Raw genomic sequence first — 18,063 nt, 5'->3', positions numbered from 1 at the left:
ACTGCGACCTACAGCATTCAGATTAGGAGAGATGACGTGAATAATTGGGAAAACTTTCAACACCTGCATGAGAACCGAATGGCCCCCCGCGCCTACTTCTTCTCATATGACTCGCTTAAGCGTGCCCAAACCTTTCAGCGCGCCCTCAGTAGCCACTTTATGGCACTCAGCGGCCAATGGAGCTTTAACTACTTCACCAACCCGCTGCTGGTGCCCGAAGACTTTTATTCACAAAAGATGACTGACTGGGGCCAGATCACGGTGCCCAACATGTGGCAGATGGAAGGCCACGGCATCCTGCAATACACCGATGAGGGCTTCCCCTTCCCGATCGATGTCCCTTTCGTACCGACAGACAACCCAACTGGCGCTTACCAACGTAGCTTTACACTAGGTGAACAGTGGAGTGGGAAACAGACCATCATCAAATTCGATGGGGTCGAGACCTATTTTGAAGTGTACGTCAACGGCCAGTATGTCGGCTTCAGCAAGGGCAGCCGCCTGACCGCCGAATTTGATATCTCTGGATACGTGCACTCCGGGGAAAACCTGCTCGCCGTGCGCGTCATGCAGTGGGCAGACTCGACCTATATTGAAGATCAGGATATGTGGTGGTCTGCTGGCATTTTTCGCGATGTCTATCTGGTGGGCAAAGAGCCGGTTCACGTGCAGGATCTGACCGTTCGCACCGATTTTGCCGATGACTACCAAAGCGCGACCCTGTCTTGCGCACTGGAGATCGAAAACCTGTCTGGCGCACCACTTTCAGACTACGTGGTCGAGTATGCCCTGTTTGATAACGATAACCTCCTGGCGCAGCAGTGCCTAGGTGCACAAACGCAGACCCATTTTGCTATCAATCTGGCTAATCCAATCCATTGGTCAGCGGAAAACCCTTATCTCTATCAGCTGTATATCACGCTTAAAGACCAAAGCGGCACCGTGCTAGAAGTGATACCTCAACGCGTCGGGTTCCGCGATATCAAGGTGCGTGACGGCCTGTTCTACATCAACAACCAGTATGTGATGCTGCACGGCGTCAACCGCCATGATAACGACCATCTGAAAGGCCGTGCGGTGGGCATGGATCGCGTCGAAAAAGATCTGATCCTGATGAAACAGCACAATATCAACTCGGTACGTACCGCCCATTACCCTAACGACCCGCGCTTTTATGAGCTGTGCGACATTTACGGGCTGTTCGTGATGGCCGAAACCGACGTTGAAACCCACGGTTTTGCCAACGTGGGCGATCTGAGCCGCATCACCAACGATCCTGCCTGGGAAACGGTATTCGTCGATCGCATCGTGCGCCACGTTCACGCGCAGAAGAACCATCCGTCGATCGTGATGTGGTCGCTGGGCAATGAGTCCGGTTACGGTTGCAACATCCATGCGATGTACCATGCCACCAAGGCCATCGACGATACCCGCCTGGTGCACTACGAAGAAGACCGCGACGCCGAGGTGGTGGATATCATTTCCACCATGTATACCCGCGCGCCGTTGATGAACGAGTTTGGTGAACACCCGCACGCCAAACCACGCATCATTTGTGAATACGCGCACGCCATGGGCAATGGCCCCGGCGGCCTGACGGAATATCAGAACGTGTTTTACCAGCACGATCATATTCAGGGCCACTACGTTTGGGAGTGGTGCGATCACGGCATCCTGGCGCACGATGAGCAAGGCCTGGCGTTTTACAAATACGGCGGCGACTTCGGCGACTATCCGAACAACTACAACTTCTGCATGGACGGGCTGATCTTCCCGGATCAAACCCCAGGGCCAGGCCTGAAGGAGTACAAGCAGGTTATCGCGCCGGTGAAGATCCGTGCGCTTGAGCCTCACCTTGGCACCTTCCTAGTCGAGAACAAGCTGTGGTTCACCAATCTGGATGATTACACCCTCACCGTCGAAATCCGCGCAGAAGGGGAAACGCTGGCAACGCTGCCTCTGCGGCTGAAAGATCTGGCAGCCAACTCTTCACGGGAAATCCGCCTTGAGCTGCCTGAACTGGATGAGCGCGAAGCCTTTGTGAACTTCACCGTGCGCAAGAACTCCAGCACGCTGTACAGCCCGGCCAATCATGATATCGCGGTGTACCAGTTCCAGCTCAAAGAGAACACTGCGCAAACAGAAGCCTATACCAACCTCAACGCCCTGCCTATACGGGTAGCGGAAAGCCGCCTGGCGTACTGCATCAGCGGCCAGGACTTTACGCTGACCTTCTCCAAGGTGAACGGCAAGCTGACCTCCTGGATGAGCAACGGGGAAGAGATTATCGCCTCTGCTCCGGCGTTAAGCTTCTTCAAACCGATGATCGATAACCACAAACAGGAGTATCAAGGCCTGTGGGAGCCCGCTCATCTGCAAATCATGCAAGAGCACTTCCGTACATTGGACGTCGTTCAGGCCAATGGCCGCGTTGAAATCACCGTGACCAGCATCATCGCCCCGCCGGTCTTCGACTTCGGCATGCGCTGTTGCTACCGCTACCAGATCAATGCCGAAGGCCAGCTCAACGTGGAACTCAGCGGCGAGCGTTACGGCGATTACCCGTACGTGATCCCGGCCATCGGGCTGGATATCGGCATTAACGGCGGCTTTGATCGGGTAAACTACTATGGCCGCGGCCCGGAAGAAAACTATCAGGACAGCCAGCAGGCCAACCTGATCGATATCTACCAGACCACGGTGGCCGAGATGTTCGAGCACTATCCGTTCCCACAAAACAACGGTAACCGCCAGCATGTGCGCTGGGCTGCGCTCACCAATCGTCACGGTACCGGCCTGCTGGTCAAACCGCAGCAACCGATCAATTTCAGCGCCTGGGAGTACACCAGCCAGAACCTGCATCAGGCGCAGCATACCAATGAGCTGCAACCAAGTGGATATATCACCCTCAACCTTGACCACCAAGTGATGGGGCTGGGTTCCAACTCTTGGGGCAGCGAAGTCCTCGACTCCTACCGGGTTTACATGGCGCCATTCCGCTATGGCCTGACCCTGATACCGCTGCAAGCCGGTGACGTCAGCGCACAGACGCTGGCCAACCATGACTTTGCCAATGACTTCTTCACTCCAACCACCAATGAGGCCTGATCCATGCACGTAATAGACAACCTGGAACAATTCAAAGTGGTTTACCGGGACGGGCGCAAATGGAACCGTTGTGTGGAAGCCATTGACAACATTGCCAATATCAAAGACGGCGTGATGCACTCCATCGGCGATACGCTGGTCTATATGATTGAAGACGGCGTCACCTGCAATCACTCGACCTTTGAAGGCAACCGTCGCTATTTCACCATCCATTACTACCTCGAGGGCGGCGAAACGGTGGAATTCGCGCAGAAATCAGCCCTCACCCCCGTTGAGGCCTACCGCGATGAAACCGACCGCGAATATCTGCAAGGCACCGGGCAAACCTGCGAATTACGTGCCGGGCAACTGGCGATTTTTGACAATCAGGAAGCCTACCGCTTCCACGGCGATAACCGGGTAAGAAAAGTGGTGCTGCGGGTCACCATTGAGGATGGCTACATGTTGAACAAGTGATCCTGCTGATTATGAAGCGAACCGGGCGGGAAATCACTCCCGCTCCATCCAGATTGAGTTCATCATTGATGTCGTTCATCGGAGGACGCTATGTCCGATTCTTTACGTGGCACGATTGGCAAGTTTGCCCTGTTGTCGATGACCTTTGCGGCGGTGTTCAACGTACGCAATATCGTCAACAACAACATTGAACTGGGCTTGAGTTCAGCCCCGGTATTTTTGTTTGCAACCCTGGTCTACTTCATTCCCTTTGTGTTTATTATCGCGGAGTTTGTGTCCGCCAATAAGAACTCCGAGTCGGGAATGTACGATTGGTTAAAACAGCCTCTGGGCACCCGTGCAGCCTATATGGGGTCGTTCCTGTATTGGTTCGTCAACCTGTTCTGGTTTGTATCACTGTTGCCCAACGTGATTGCCTATGCGTCGTACGCCATTATGGGCCGCGAATACGCCTTTTCCCCGGTGATGGTATCGATCATCTCGATCGTACTGTTTGCCGCCACCACCCATATTTCCACCAAGGGTGCCAGTTGGCTGGGCAAGATTGCCGAAGTCGTCGCCTATGGGGTGTTCGCCCTGTTTGCGATTTACGTGCTGGGCGCGTTGATGGCGCTGAGCGGCGCTCACGTCCCGGCGCAACCTATTACGCTGGAGGCGATGACACCGACGGTGAACTGGGCAACGTTGGGTATCATGTGCTGGATCTTCCAGGCGGCTGGCGGTGCGGAAACGGCGGCGGCCTATCTCAATGACGTCAAAGGGGGCCAGAAGTCGTTTATCAAGGTGATTATCATTGCCGGTGCCGTGATCGGCGGGATGTATGCCGTCGGTTCCCTGCTGGTTAACGTGTTTGTCGCGCGTGAAAACCTGACCTACGCGGGCGGCATGGTGGAGATCTTCACCGGGATGGCCAAGTACTTCGGCATTTCCGAAACGCTGGTGGGCCGCCTGGTGGGCATCGTGCTGTTTATCGCCATTTTTGGTTCGATGATGATGTGGACCTCCGCGCCGGTGAAGATCCACTTCTCCGAGATCCCGAAAGGCGTTTACGGCCAGAAAACCACCGAGCTGAACAAACATGGCGTTCCGGTACGTGCTGCATGGTGGCAATTTGCCTTCGTGTTCGTGATGTTGGTGGTTAACGGCTTTGGTTCCGAATCGGTACAACAGATGATGAACACCGCGATCAACCTGACGGCGGGTACGGCGATGCTGCCGCCGATCTTTATCATGGTGGCCTACTTCGTGTTCCGCTGGAAGCATGACGATACGCCGCGCGAGTTCCGCATGGGATCGCGCAAGTTCGGAATGGGCGTGGTTTCGGTGCTGATCACCATCTTTGTGGTCAGTATGACGGCATCGGCATTCCCGCCGGGGGTCGATCTGATGAAAGCCTTCTTTATCAACGTCTGTATGACCGCGGTGTTCTCGGCCCTGGCCTGGTGGTGGATTTCACGCTTCGAGGCCAAGCAGGTAAGAAATAAAGCGGCGCTGAACGAGCAGTAAGCTACATAGGGGCGAACATCCACATGTTCGCCCCCTACATATCAAGGCATAAACGCCTGCAAACGCTGTATCTGCTGGCCGTCGGTACCAAAATTCTCGTCAGCCAGCCAACCTTCGAACGCACTACGCATCTGGGGCCAGTTTTGGTCGATCATGGCGAACCAGTCGGTATCCCGGTTGCGGCCCTTGGTGACCAACGCCTGCAAAAAGCGCCCTTCGTATTGGAACCCAAAGCGTTGCGCTGCCTGCCTGGAAGGCGCATTCAGGCTATCGCATTTCCATTCACAGCGGCGGTAGCCCAACTCGTCAAAGGTATGGCGCAGCATCAGGTAAATCGCCTCGGTGGCGCAAGAGCGCTGCTGCATCAGCGGTGACCAGCAGACGTGGCCAATTTCCAACACGCCGCTAGCCTCTTCAATCCGCATAAAGGCCACCGTGCCGACGGGCATATCGGTGGCTAAATCGAACACCACCAGATTCACCAGCGCCGGGTTGGCCTGCAGGTTTTCCAGATGCGCACGCAGTTCCTGCGGGCTATCCGGTCGCTCCCTCATCAGGTAAGTCCAGTCACGGCCATCTGGCGCTAGCTGGTAAGCCGCAAACAACGCGGCAAAGTCCCGCTCGACGTCCAACATCGCGAGGCGGCAAAATTTGCCCGTCAGCTTCACCTCCTGCGGCCGTGGCAAGGCATGCCATTGCGCCAAGGGTTCACCCACCGTCTGACCATATTGATTTATCGCCATAAAAGTATTCCGTCTGGTTGCTGCAAAAGCAGGTTCTCCACCGCAGCATATACCGATGTCAGATCGCATCATACAGACCAATTAACCCTAGCGACTAGACCAATCAGCCGAAGCTCGTTAGGCGTAATAGTCAAGGCAAATTGTTAATGAAATGATCTAAATCAAAAACAATGTGAAGAAAATGTTTTGAAACAGATGCTTTATTGTTTGTCTTAGCTACCAAGACTTAAACTTAGATCACCATACCAGTAGCTTGCTAATCGTTATTGGTCATGGAATAGCAACTCCCTCTGCCCGTTACTGCCCAAGACAGCGGCGGTGCGTACCTGATTCGCACGCGGGCATTTCTGTGAAACATATTCAAGGTGGAACTATGTCACAACAGCACTCTTCTATACCGCCCAGGCGGAGCTTTCTTAAAAAGACTTTGGCGTTAATCCCACTGGCCGCAGCCGGAGGTACCGGCGTTCTGACGATGACGCCCCTGCCAGCCTCGGCGGCGGGTGTCTCCTCTCACTATGTTCCCGCTTATTTCAATAACGAAGAATGGCGCTTTGTGCTGGCGGCCTGCGATCGACTGATCCCTAGTGATAGCAATGGCCCCGGCGCCGTCGAAGAAGGCGTGCCGATCTTTATCGATAAGCAGATGGAAACGCCTTATGGTCACGGCGGCCTGTGGTATATGCACCCGCCGTTTGTCCCTTCGGCCCCTGAATTAGGCTATCAGTCCAAACTGACTCCGCGTGATACCTATCGCATTGGCATTCGCGGCCTCAATGCGCACTGCCAGCAGCAGTACCAGAAAGCCTTTGTGGATCTGGATCATGCCCAGCAAGATCAGATCCTGACGGCGTTGGAGAAAGGTGAGCTGGACTCCGAAGCCCTGCCCGGCAAAGCCTTTTTCAGCCAACTGCTGCAAAACACCAAAGAGGGTTATCTGGCCGATCCACAGCACGGCGGTAACCAGTCGATGGCCTCATGGAAGCTGATCGGTTTCCCTGGTGCGCGGGCAGATTACACCGACTGGGTCGATCATCCCAATCAGGCTTATCCCCTTGGCCCGGTAAGTATCTCCAGCAAAAGGAATGCATAAATGAGCACGATAAAAAAGCCACCGGTAGACGTGGTGATTGTCGGATTTGGCTGGACCGGTGCCATTATGGGCATGGAACTGACCGAAACCGGCCTGAGCGTATTGGCACTGGAGCGCGGTGAGCAGCGCGATACCTACCCTGATTTTGCCTATCCACGGATTGCGGACGAATTGACCTATGGCATCCGCCTGAAACTCGAGCAGGAGATGGCGCACGAAACCGTCACCGTGCGGCACACGCCAGCGGATTTCGCCGTGCCTTATCGTCAGCTTGGATCCTTTTTGCCCGGCAACGGCGTTGGCGGTGCTGGCGTCCACTGGAACGGCATGCACTGGCGCGCCCTGCCCGCCGATCTGAAAATGCGTACCACAGTGACGGAAAAGTATGGCGACAAATGGGTGCCAGAAGGCATGTTGTTGCAGGATTACCCTCTCAGTTACACCGAGCTGGAGCCTTACTTCGATAAGTTCGAGAAGGTCTGTGGCACCGCAGGCAAAGCCGGTAACCTGCAAGGCAACATCGTCAAAGGCGGCAACCCGTTCGAAGGGCCACGCACTAGCGAATATCCCACTGCCCCCCTCAAGCAGCTCTATTCTGGTTCGCTGTTTGGCAAGGCGGCCGAGTCGCTCGGCTATCACCCGTTCAGTATTCCAGCAGCCAACTGCTCGGAGCCTTATACCAATCCCTACGGTGTGCAACTCGGTCCCTGTAACTACTGCGGTTACTGTGAGCGCTTCGGCTGTTTTATGTACTCCAAGGCCTCACCGCAAACCACCATTCTGCCGGTGCTGATGAAGCGGAAAAACTTCGAATTGCGCACCCAGTCGCAGGTTATCAAGGTCAATCTGGACAGCAGCGGCAAAAAGGCCACCGGTGTCACCTATGTCGACGCCCAGGGCCAGCAGATTGAACAACCGGCGGACCTGGTGATCCTCAGCGCCTTTCAGCTGCATAACGTGCGCCTGCTGCTGCTCTCCGGTATCGGTAAACCTTATGACCCCGTCACTGGCGAAGGGGTCGTTGGCAAGAACTACGCCTATCAGATGAACAGCGGCATTTCGCTATTTTACGATAAGGACACCCACTTCAACCCGTTCATCGGAGCCGGAGCCGCAGGCACGGTGATCGACGACCTCAACTCGGAAAACTTCGACCACGGCGAGTTGGGCTTTATCGGTGGTGCCTATATTTCCGCCACCCGCACCGGTGGCCGCCCGATCCAACAGATGTCATTACCGCCAGGAACGCCCACCTGGGGCAGTGGCTGGAAACAAGGCATCAAAGATAATTATCCGCACTCGATGAGCATTGGCTCTGAAGGCTCGGTGATGCCCTATCGCGACTGCTATCTCGATCTCGATCCCACCTATCGGGATGCCTATGGGCTACCGCTGCTGCGCATGACCTTCGACTGGAAGGCTAACGAGATCAAGATGACCCAACACATTACCAGCAAGATGGCGAACATCGCCAAAGCCATGGAGCCGAAGCAGATGGCGATTTCGGTGATGGGCAGCGGTTCGCACTATGACGTGCGCCCGTACCAATCCACTCACACTACCGGCGGGGCAATCACCGGCGACAACCCAAAAACCAGCGTGGTGAACAAGTACCTGCAATGCTGGGACGTGCCCAACGTGTTTGTCACCGGTGCCTGCGCCTTCCCGCAGAACCTGGCTTATAACCCCACCGGGATCGTCGGTGCGCTGGCCTATTATTCAGCGGAAGCGATCCGTAATCAGTATCTGAACAACCCCGGCCCGTTGGTTCAGGCCTGATACGCAAGGAGAAGACGATGAAAGGATTAACCCCCTCGCTGCTGGCCTTGCTGGTATTAAGCGCCAGCGCTCAGGCCGCCGAGGATACCCACCAGGTTGGGCAAATCGCTCATGGCGAATATCTGGCCCGCGTTGGTGACTGTGCCGCCTGCCATACCGCGCCAGGTGGCATGGCATTCGCCGGTGGGCTGAAGATGACCACCCCGGTTGGTGCGATCTATTCCACCAATATCACTCCAGACAAAACCACCGGGATCGGTGCCTACGATCTACAAGCGTTTGCCGACGCCCTGCGTAAAGGCATTAGGCGCGATGGCACTCGGCTCTACCCGGCCATGCCCTATCCCTCATTCGCCAAAATCAATGATGAGGATATACGCGATCTGTATCTCTACTTCACCCAACAGGTAACGCCGGTGGTGCAGCAGAACAAGGCTAGCGATATCCCGTGGCCGCTGAATATGCGCTGGCCATTGGCGATGTGGGACGGCATTTTCCGCGAGGATGGCGCCTATCAGCCAGACGCTAACCAAAGCGCACAATGGAACCGTGGGGCTTATCTGGTACAAGGATTGGGCCACTGCGGCAGTTGCCATACGCCACGCGGCATTGGCTTCCAGGAGAAGGCGTTGAACCAGACTGATGACGCCTATCTGAGCGGTGGGACGCTGGAAGGTTGGCACGCCGCCAGCCTGCGTGGCGATGCGCTCAGCGGGCTGGGTAGTTGGAACGCGGAAGATCTGACCCGTTTCCTGAAAACCGGCCACAGCGACAGATTTGCCGCCTTTGGCTCCATGGTGGACGTGGTACAAGACAGCACTCAGCACCTGAGCGACGGGGATTTGCAGGCGATCGCCGCTTATCTGAAATCGCTGCCTGCGGGGGATGAGCAAATAACGCCAACGGCCAACCAGCCGCTGGCACTCTACAGCACCGGCCGAGGCAACCCAGGCGGTCAGGCTTATCTGGACAACTGCGCCGCCTGCCACCGCAGCGATGGTCAGGGCTATCGCAATACCTTCCCACAGTTGGCCCATAATCCGGCGTTGCTGGCGGAAGACCCTGCTTCGGTGATCAGCATCATTCTGAATGGTTCACGTACGCCGATGACTATAGACGCCCCTACAGGACTCACCATGCCAGACTTTGGCTGGCGTCTGAGCGACCAGCAGGTGGCCCAGATTGCCAGTTTTGTGCGCACCAGTTGGGGGAATAACGCCGCTCCGGTCACTGCCGATCAGGTCAAAGAAATACGGGAGAACAGCGCCGCCAAACCTTCCCAGCAGTAAACACTACAACGGGCCTGGTCTGCCAGGCCCAACCATTTCCACCAATCTCGTCCTGCACGGTTGCACCGCCCGACGAAATCACCTTAAATAAGCTATCGCATTGAGGCTACAGGATTTCGGTCGTCTATGAGCACGGATCCCAACCAGCGCCTGCTGGACAAACTGCAACACGATCTGACCAGCGCTGGCGCTATGCCGCTCTACCTGCGCTTTAACGAATCGATACGACAGGGCATTGAGCTTGGCATATTGAGCCAAGGGGATTTTCTGCCCAGTGAGCGCCATTTCACCGAACGGCTGGGGATCTCGCGCATTACGGTACGCAAAGCCCTGGCCTGCCTGGAGCAGGACGGCATTATCGGCCGTTCGCGGGGCTATGGCACCTTCATTCAAAATACCGTGGCTCAACCTAAACTGGCCTATTCGCTGGCGGATGTGAAAGGATTTTCACGTGAAGTGATGCTACAAGGGCGCAAGCCGGACACCATGTGGATCAGCCGTGAGCAAATCCCGGCGGATAGCACACTGGCCGAGAAGCTGTCGCTGGCCGAGCATACGCCGGTGTACAAACTCAAACGTATTCACTTTATCGATCAGCGCCCCATGTCGGTGGCGGTGTCTTATGTGGTGGCGGAGGCGATAGCCAACGTTGATGATATTGGCGTTTCTCTGTATGACTACTTCCGTTTGAACAACGTGGAGTTGGGATCGCTGCGTAGCCAGGTCAGCGCCGCCATGAGCGACGGTGAAACCCTGCAAGCGCTACAGCTGAAAGAACCCATGCCGCTGCTGATCATCAAGCAAACGCTGTTCGACAGCCGGAAAAAGCCCATCGAATACAGCGAAAGCTTCTGCCGCAGCGACATGTACGAGTTTATCAGCGAGGATTGAGTTCCTCGCTGGCCAGGAGCTGGGCCAGGGTTGGCGCACAATCTCCACCGGCCTGCGATACCACGTAACCGGCGATGCTATTGGCTAGCGTCATGCTTTGGCGGGCGGTCAGGCCCAGTGCCAATCCGGCGAGCAAGCCGGCGCTGTGGCTATCGCCAGCACCAATGCTGTCTACCACTTTGACCTGGCTAGCGGCGATCCAACCATGATCCTCTGGCCCGACAAAGTAATATCCGCCTTCCCCACCACAGCGCACAATCACCAGTTGCCCGGTGGTTAACCATAATTGCTGGCAAAAACCGGCAATATCTTCCTGCATGCCAAGGTGCTGGGCTTCACGCTGGTTTAGCGTCAGGATCACACCAGGGCGGATTAGGCGTTGCAGCAGGCTCTCCGCCATCACGTCGATGCGCGGGCCAATATCCAGCACCACTCGAACCTGTTCGGGCAGGCGTAACAGCCAATCCACCAGCACGTGGCCCTGCCTGGCACCCAGTTGATAACCGGAAAGGTAAACCAGCCCGCTTTGTGGCGTCACGTCTGCCAACCACTCTGGCTGCCACTGGTTCTCTATGCCATCGATAGAGATAAAGGTGCGCTCACCGTCCGGCTCGACCAGCGCCAGACACCAGCCGTTATCCTCACCACCCACTTGCAGATCGGAACTCACGCCGCGCTGCGCCATCTCGCTACGCAAACGCTCCGCCCACACACCTTCACCCACCGGCAGCAGATTGCGGCTGGTAATGCCCAACTGGCGCAGAGCCACGGCAATATTCAGCGCGCAGCCCCCTAAATGCAGCCCCTGCATCTGGGCCGACACGTCGCCACCGCGTACCGGCAAGGCATCGGCGCTCACTACCATATCCATCACCGCTGCGCCAATCACCGTCACCGGGCACTGTTGATACCAACCGCCCTGGGTCAGCGTCTGTAATAACTCGCGTCTTTCGTTACTCATTCAGCCTCCTGCCAGCGCTGGCGGAAACGGAGAAAGGCCTGCGCGTAGTGGTTAATATCCAGCGGATTCACCCGCTTTAATTCTGCCAACATGGCCGCGTCAAACGCGTCGATACCGTTCAAGGCACCGCAGATCGCCGTGGCCATCGCGCCGATCGTGTCCGTATCACCGCCCAGGTTGGCGCACAGGATCGCACAGCGGGTAGGATCGGTTTGCGCCAGTTCGACCATCGCCAACGCGGCCGGTACGGATTCTATGGTGCTGACCCCTGCGCCAACCAGTTGGTAGACCCGTTCGGAGGCCTGCTCGGTACCGCCAGCCTGTTCGACTACCTGGAAGGCCAGTTCGATACGCGCCGCTAAAGACGCGCTGAAGGTGGTGCTCTGGCGGCGCTGAGCGTAATCTGCCACCCCCGGCAACGCCAGGCGGATCTCTGCCCAACTGGCCCCTTCGACCGCCTTGGCAACCGCCCAGGCAATCACCACCGCACCGGCAACCGCGATATCGGATTTATGCGTCGGGCTGGAGGCCAGCCAGACCTGCTGGCAAAACTGCTCCAACGGCGCAGAAGGCAGCACACAACCCAACGGGGAAACCCGCATCGCCGCACCGTTGGTCACACCGTTATTTTCCAAATTGCTAATCGGCGCGCCCTTCTTCTGCTCCCCCAGCGCCAGTTTGGAACTCGGACCCAGGATGTTTTTGTTGAAGGCATCAAAACTATCGACCCAGCGGATCACGTTGCGGGCAATCAGCTCCGGAACCACTTCACCGTCGGCCTCGATCAAGGCGTCGGCGAGTGCCAGAGCCATCGAGGTATCATCGGTATACTGCGCTGCCGTGAAATAGCAGGCGGCACTGTTTTCCGCCGGGCCGTCGAGGAAGCGGTCGATCCAGCCAAAGTGGCGCTTAACCCGCTCACGCGGCCACAGCTCGGAAGGCATGCCGAGCGCATCGCCCAGCATTTGGCCATAAAGTGCGCCCACCACGCGTTGTTCCTGGGTTAACTGCTTCATCTGTTTCTCCTGAATTTTTACCTTGCCGGGCAACACGCCCGGCGCAACGAATTAAGACCGTGCCACGTCAATCGGGGTGATATTGTCGCTGCGTTCACGGAAGAACAGCAGGAACAGCAGCATGACGCCCACCACCATCACCGCACCCACGCCCCACACGGCAAACCAGTCAAACGTCATACCGTCTCGCGGTTGTTCAAGGGCGAAAGTGGTCATCGCCCGGCCCCCGAGCCAGTTACCAATAAAGCTACCTAATCCCTGGCAAATCAGGGTGATCAGGCCCTGAGCAGCGGTACGCATATGCGGCGGCGCTTTTTTGTCGACGTAGATATAGCCGGTCACGAAATAGAAATCGTAGCTGACGCCGTGCAGCAAAATACCCAGGAACAGCATGCTGTAGGCCCAGACGTCGGCAGTGCCGCCGTAGATAAAGAATACATAGCGGATCGCTGCGGTCACAAAGCCCAGCAGCAGCACCTTCTTGATGCCGTATCGCTTGAGCAGCAACGGTAGCGCCAGCATGGCGAAGATTTCCGAGACCTGCCCCAGCGTCATCCAGCCTGTGGCATTCGGCAGCCCAACCTGCGTCAGATAGCCATTGGCAAACTGGTAGTAAAACGCCAACGGCATACAGAACAGGAACGAGCACAGGGCGAAGGTGGCAAATGAGCGATCCTTCAGCAGGCCAAGCGCGTTCAAGCCCAGTAACGCCTTGATATCCACCGGGCCAGTGCCTTTGGCTGGCGTATTGGGCAGCACAAAGCTGTATAAACCGAGCGCGATCGAGGCTACACCGGTAATGATTAACGGCAGGTTGCTATCGGAAATATTGCCTAAACCCAGCAGCGACGGCAGCATAAAGCCCACCACCAGACCGGAGGCAATCCACCCCAAAGTGCCCAGTACGCGGATGCGAGGGAACTCTTTCTCGGTATCGGTAATGTTGGCAAAGGCGATGCTGTTGGTCAGCGCCACGGTCGGCATATAGGTGATGGCATAAATCACCAGCAGCGGGAAGAAGGTGGCAAAGGTGGTTTGCCAGGCGATGATAAACATCAGCACCCCACCTGCCAGATGCAACCAGCCCAAGACTTTTTGCGCGGCGAAGTAGCGATCGGCAATAACGCCAACCAGCACCGGCGAGAGGATTGCCGCAATCGCCGTACTGCTGTACGACCAGGCAATTTCGCCCGGCGTAAAGCCCAGTTTGTTGAGGTATTGCCATAGGGGAACAAACCACGCTCCCCAGATAAACCACTCGATAAACATCATGACAGACAGCTTCAGATGAGGACGTTTCATTATTATGTATCCTTGCTGGCTACCTTCCCGGCATCGGCTCGGGAAAGCGGTGTAGGGTTCCTGGTATTAGCATCATTACGATACCTATATAATACCTTAATGATACCTTTAGCCCTTTGCAGCGATCCCGCTCACACTTCCGGCAGTCAGGCTTTGTTTAAGTTTTGTTTACCTTTGGCACTGCGCTGTTTATCCTGCGTTTATCAGCCATTGCCGATAATCAATGGATGACAGAATCAAGCGATCAGGGAATGGTCAGCTAATGCGCGTTACCACAACGTGGCAACAGCGTGTAACCTTTTCAGTGTGGGTGCCTGGTGTTGCACCCGCCTAAACAACAGGAGTCTGTACCATGCGAGTACTGGTTGTTGAAGACAATGGCCTATTGCGCCACCATCTTAGTGTGCAAATGCGCGAAATGGGGCATCAGGTTGATGCCGCAGAAGATGCCAAAGAAGCTGACTATTTTCTGCAGGAACATGCGCCTGATATCGCCATTGTCGATCTAGGGTTGCCGGGTGAAGATGGCCTGAGCCTGATCCGCCGTTGGCGTGCCAACCAGATGAAGTTGCCGATCCTGGTGCTGACCGCCCGTGAAAGCTGGCAGGATAAGGTGGCGGTGCTGGAAGCCGGTGCCGATGATTACGTCACCAAGCCCTTCCACCTGGAAGAAGTGATTGCCCGCATGCAGGCCTTGATGCGCCGCAATAGCGGCCTGGCTTCACAGGTGATCGTACTGCCGCCATTCCAGATCGACCTCTCACGCCGTGAGCTGAGCGTCAACGAACAGCAAATCAAACTGACGGCCTTTGAGTACACCATTATCGAAACGTTGATCCGTAACGCGGGTAAAGTGGTCAGCAAAGACTCATTGATGTTGCAACTCTACCCGGATGCCGAACTGCGCGAAAGCCACACCATCGACGTATTAATGGGCCGCCTGCGTAAAAAGCTACAGGCCGAATACCCACAGGAAGTGATCACCACCGTACGTGGTCAGGGCTACCGTTTCGATGCCAAGTGAGCATAATGTTCAACAGAGATAAAAAGCCCTTCTCACTGCGCGCCCGCTTTCTGATGGCCACCGCCGGGGTGATCCTGGCGCTGTCGCTGTCCTACGGGCTGGTTGCGGTCGTCGGCTATATCGTCAGCTTTGATAAAACCGCCTTCCGCCTGCTGCGCGGTGAGAGCAACCTGTTCTTCAGCCTGGCGCAGTGGAAAGACCAGAAGCTGACCATTGCCATCCCGCCCGATCTCGATCTCAACTCCCCAACGCTGGTGTTTATCTACGACGAAAAAGGCAACCTGTTGTGGAGCCAGCGCTCGGTGCCGGAACTGGAAAAACGGATCCAGAAAGAGTGGCTGCAAGAGTCCGGTTTCTATGAGATAGATACTGACACCCGCGTCAGTAGCGAAGTGCTGGGCGACAACCCCAAGGCCCAGGATCAGCTGAAAGACTATGACGATACCGACCATGAGGCGTTAACCCACTCGGTGGCCGTCAATACCTATGCCGCCACCCCACGCCTGCCCGCCTTGAGTATTGTGGTAGTCGACAGCATTCCGCAGGAGCTGCAACGCTCGGATGTGGTGTGGGAATGGTTCAGCTACGTACTGCTGGCCAACCTGCTACTGGTCGTGCCTCTGCTATGGCTAGCTGCGTATTGGAGTTTGCGGCCGATCAAGGCGCTGATAACCCAGGTCGGTGAATTGGAAAACGGCGAGCGCGAGCAGCTGGATGAAAATCCCCCCAGTGAACTACGTGGCTTGGTACGGAACCTGAATATCCTGGTGCGCAACGAGCGTCAGCGCTACACCAAATACCGCACTACGCTGTCCGACCTCACCCATAGCCTGAAAACCCCGCTGGCAGTATTGCAGACCACCCTGCGCTCGCTGCGTTCCAGCAAGCAGACCACCATCGAAGAAGTCGAGCCGATCATGCTCGAGCAGATTAGCCGTATCTCGCAGCAGATTGGTTATTACCTGCATCGGGCCAGCATCAACTCTGGTCAAACCGTGCTGACCCGCGAGATCCATTCGGTTTCTGCCCTGCTCGACAGCCTCAGCGTGGCACTGAACAAGGTCTATCAGCGTAAAGGGGTAGTCATCACCCTCGATATCTCACCAGAAGTCACCTTTATGGGCGAAAAAAACGACTTTATGGAGGTGATGGGCAACGTGCTGGAGAACGCCTGTAAATATTGCCTGGAGTTTGTGGAGATCACCTCGCTGCACTCGGACAAATACCTGACGATCGTCATTGATGACGACGGCCCCGGCATCCCGGAAAGCAAGCGTGAGCTGATCTTCCAACGCGGCCAACGCGTCGATACTCTGCGCCCCGGCCAGGGGATTGGCCTGTCGGTCGCCGCCGAGATCATCGAGCAATATGACGGGCAAATTACCATCAGCGACAGCCCGCTGGGTGGAGCACGGATGGAGGTCACCTTCTCCCGCCAGCACGACTCCCACCATCACGATTAAATTCTATCGCTCAGGCCCCGATCCACGGGGCCTAACTTCCGTTATAATCCCTGCAGGCTCACTCTATCCTGGAATAGAACATGGATTACCAATTAGATCTCGACTGGAACGACTTTTTGCAACGCTATTGGCAAAAGCGCCCGGTAATTATCAAGCGTGGTTTTAACAACTTTATCGATCCGATTTCCCCGGATGAGCTGGCCGGGTTGGCCATGGAGAACGAGGTGGACAGCCGCCTGGTGAGCCATCAGGAAGGTCGCTGGCAGGTTGGCCACGGCCCGTTCGAAAGTTTCGACCATCTGGGCGAGAACAACTGGTCATTGCTGGTGCAGGCCGTTGATCACTGGCATCAGCCTTCCAGTGCCCTGATGCAACCGTTCCGTAAGCTGCCGGACTGGCGCATGGACGATCTGATGATTTCGTTCTCGGTACCGGGCGGCGGCGTTGGCCCACATCTCGATCAATACGACGTGTTCATCATCCAGGGTACTGGCCGCCGCCGTTGGCGCGTGGGCGAAAAAGTGCCGATGAAGCAGCACTGCCCGCACCCTGACCTATTACAGGTAGAGCCGTTTGACGCCATCATTGATGAAGAGATGGAGCCTGGTGATATTCTGTATATCCCACCGGGATTCCCGCATGAAGGCTACTCACTGGAAAACTCGCTCAACTATTCCGTCGGCTTCCGCGCGCCGAATGGCCGCGAGATGGTGAGTGGCTATGCCGACTACGTGCTAGCGCGCGAGTTGGGCAGCAAGCGTTACACCGATCCGGATATCGCGCTGCGCGATCACCCGGCGATGGTTCTCCCCCATGAGGTTGATGCACTGCGCGGGATGATCCTGGAGCTGGTGCAGCAGCCGGAGCACTTCCAGAACTGGTTTGGCGAGTTTATTTCGCAATCGCGGCACGAGCTGGACATCGCGCCGCCAGAGCCGCCTTATCAGGCCGGTGAAATCTATGAGTTACTGCAACAGGGTGAGCCATTACAACGTTTGGGTGGGTTACGCGTGCTGCGCGTTGGCGACCAATGCTTTGTCAACGGTGAGCTAATCGACACCGAACATCTGCAAGCCGCCGATGCGCTGTGCCAGCACGCCAGCGTTGATGCCACCTTGCTGGGCGACGCGGTGGACGATCCGTCGTTCCTGGCCCTGCTGACGGCGTTGATTAACAGCGGTTACTGGTATTTTAACGACTAGGACGCCCCTCACCCCAACCCTCTCCCACAGGGAGAGGGGGCTGGTATGGCGTTATAGTCAGGTACAGTAATTACTCTGTAACGCCGTTGAGGTCTAGGCTTAGTGCCACATTCGGTCGCCTCGCCCTTTGGGAGAAGGAGCTGGTATGGCGTTGTAGTCTGGTACAGTAATTAATCTGTAACGCCGTTTAGGTCTAGGCTTAGTGCCAAAGCCCAGTGGTAGCACATTCG

At 56.3% G+C, this 18,063-nt stretch carries 14 protein-coding genes; 10 read left to right on the top strand and 4 right to left on the bottom strand.

The genetic code is table 11. The annotated features are described in order from the left end of the window. Positions 1–36: 36 nt before the first annotated feature. The 3 genes from ebgA to A6U95_RS21460 all read left to right on the top strand — a co-directional run bounded on the left by ebgA (position 37) and on the right by A6U95_RS21460 (position 5,070). On the top strand, positions 37–3,108 hold the full coding sequence (gene ebgA / locus A6U95_RS21470; protein WP_065685942.1) for a beta-galactosidase subunit alpha: 3,072 nt from the start codon (positions 37–39) through the stop codon (positions 3,106–3,108). A 3-nt stretch (positions 3,109–3,111) separates the two neighbouring features. Beyond that, complete coding sequence (locus tag A6U95_RS21465) at positions 3,112–3,564, top strand: beta-galactosidase subunit beta (protein WP_065685941.1); 453 nt, start codon at positions 3,112–3,114, stop codon at positions 3,562–3,564. A gap of 90 nt (positions 3,565–3,654) precedes the next feature. Further along, the gene (locus A6U95_RS21460) at positions 3,655–5,070 is read left to right on the top strand and encodes an amino acid permease (RefSeq protein WP_065685940.1); all 1,416 of its coding nucleotides are present in this window, start codon (positions 3,655–3,657) and stop codon (positions 5,068–5,070) included. A gap of 41 nt (positions 5,071–5,111) precedes the next feature. Here A6U95_RS21460 and A6U95_RS21455 read toward each other — a convergent pair whose 3' ends face one another. Next, positions 5,112–5,813, bottom strand: coding sequence for a GNAT family protein (locus A6U95_RS21455; RefSeq protein WP_065685939.1), 702 nt, complete (start codon positions 5,811–5,813; stop codon positions 5,112–5,114). A 373-nt stretch (positions 5,814–6,186) separates the two neighbouring features. On the opposite strand from A6U95_RS21455, the gene A6U95_RS21450 reads away from it, so the two are divergent. The 4 genes from A6U95_RS21450 to A6U95_RS21435 all read left to right on the top strand — a co-directional run bounded on the left by A6U95_RS21450 (position 6,187) and on the right by A6U95_RS21435 (position 10,865). After that, entirely contained in the window at positions 6,187–6,906 is a 720-nt protein-coding gene (locus tag A6U95_RS21450) for a gluconate 2-dehydrogenase subunit 3 family protein (protein WP_083196438.1), read from the top strand. Then, a complete protein-coding gene (locus A6U95_RS21445) occupies positions 6,907–8,685 on the top strand; it encodes a GMC family oxidoreductase (protein ID WP_065685938.1) in 1,779 nt (592 codons plus the stop codon). A gap of 17 nt (positions 8,686–8,702) precedes the next feature. Then, the gene (locus A6U95_RS21440; protein WP_065685937.1) at positions 8,703–9,974 is read left to right on the top strand and encodes a cytochrome c; all 1,272 of its coding nucleotides are present in this window, start codon (positions 8,703–8,705) and stop codon (positions 9,972–9,974) included. 126 nt (positions 9,975–10,100) lie between these two features. Continuing rightward, entirely contained in the window at positions 10,101–10,865 is a 765-nt protein-coding gene (locus A6U95_RS21435) for a GntR family transcriptional regulator (protein WP_065685936.1), read from the top strand. Here A6U95_RS21435 and A6U95_RS21430 read toward each other — a convergent pair. The 3 genes from A6U95_RS21430 to A6U95_RS21420 are packed head-to-tail and all read right to left on the bottom strand — an operon-like array spanning position 10,852 to position 14,144. Then, positions 10,852–11,826, bottom strand: a complete 975-nt coding sequence (locus A6U95_RS21430; RefSeq protein ID WP_065685935.1) for a PfkB family carbohydrate kinase — start codon at positions 11,824–11,826, stop codon at positions 10,852–10,854. The genes A6U95_RS21435 and A6U95_RS21430 overlap by 14 nt on opposite strands. After that, complete coding sequence (locus A6U95_RS21425; protein ID WP_065685934.1) at positions 11,823–12,842, bottom strand: ADP-ribosylglycohydrolase family protein; 1,020 nt, start codon at positions 12,840–12,842, stop codon at positions 11,823–11,825. The genes A6U95_RS21430 and A6U95_RS21425 overlap by 4 nt, the downstream gene beginning before the upstream one ends. Positions 12,843–12,893: 51 nt before the next feature. Beyond that, positions 12,894–14,144 carry a nucleoside permease gene (locus A6U95_RS21420; RefSeq protein WP_065685933.1) on the bottom strand — a complete coding sequence of 417 codons (1,251 nt, stop codon included), beginning with the start codon at positions 14,142–14,144 and terminating at the stop codon, positions 12,894–12,896. Positions 14,145–14,496: 352 nt separating this feature from the next. Here A6U95_RS21420 and phoP point away from each other — a divergent pair, with 352 nt between their 5' ends. The 3 genes from phoP (at position 14,497) to A6U95_RS21405 (ending at position 17,833) form a co-directional block, all read left to right on the top strand. Next, positions 14,497–15,168 (top strand): two-component system response regulator PhoP, encoded by a 672-nt coding sequence (gene phoP / locus A6U95_RS21415; RefSeq protein ID WP_021804688.1) that lies wholly within the window; start codon positions 14,497–14,499, stop codon positions 15,166–15,168. 5 nt (positions 15,169–15,173) lie between these two features. Further along, a complete protein-coding gene (gene phoQ / locus A6U95_RS21410) occupies positions 15,174–16,631 on the top strand; it encodes a two-component system sensor histidine kinase PhoQ (RefSeq protein ID WP_065685932.1) in 1,458 nt (485 codons plus the stop codon). An 80-nt stretch (positions 16,632–16,711) separates the two neighbouring features. After that, a complete protein-coding gene (locus A6U95_RS21405) occupies positions 16,712–17,833 on the top strand; it encodes a cupin domain-containing protein (protein WP_065685931.1) in 1,122 nt (373 codons plus the stop codon). Positions 17,834–18,063 lie beyond the last annotated feature (230 nt).

It is taken from the genome of Serratia sp. 14-2641 (assembly GCF_001692375.1).
Lineage (GTDB): Bacteria > Pseudomonadota > Gammaproteobacteria > Enterobacterales > Enterobacteriaceae > Chania > Chania fonticola_C.
Note: the sequence above shows the minus strand (reverse complement) of the source record. Positions and strands in the feature narration are given on the sequence as shown.